Source organism: Streptobacillus notomytis, from assembly GCF_001902585.1.
Classification (GTDB): Bacteria; Fusobacteriota; Fusobacteriia; order Fusobacteriales; family Leptotrichiaceae; genus Streptobacillus; species Streptobacillus notomytis.
The window spans coordinates 1-331 of record NZ_LKKV01000128.1 but is presented as its reverse complement, the minus strand read 5'-3'; the positions used below and the strand labels follow the sequence as shown (position 1 = coordinate 331).

Here is a 331-nt window from a genome sequence, read left to right as displayed (position 1 = left end):
ATCCAAGGTATTCTATATCTAAATCTACAACCTTCTCTTGGTAAATTTTTTAAAGATGGAACAGTTCCATGTATTACATGTAAATCATCTTCTGAATTTGAATCCATTTGTGGTATTGAGCTTAATAATGATTTAGTATACGGATGTTTTGGATTTTTAAACAAGTCATATACTGTAGCTATTTCTACAATTTCACCCGCATACATTACCGCTACTCTATCAGCAATTTCTGCTACAACTCCTAAATCATGTGTTATTAATATTATTCCTGCTCCAATTTCAGATTGTAATTCACGAAGTAAGTCTAATATTTGAGCTTGTATAGTAACAT

General features: G+C 30.5%; 1 protein-coding gene. It reads right to left on the bottom strand.

Going from position 1 to position 331, the window contains the following annotated elements:
* Positions 1-331: oligopeptide/dipeptide ABC transporter ATP-binding protein (locus tag BUE91_RS06645; protein ID WP_143605913.1), on the bottom strand; the 331-nt coding region annotated here is incomplete at both ends.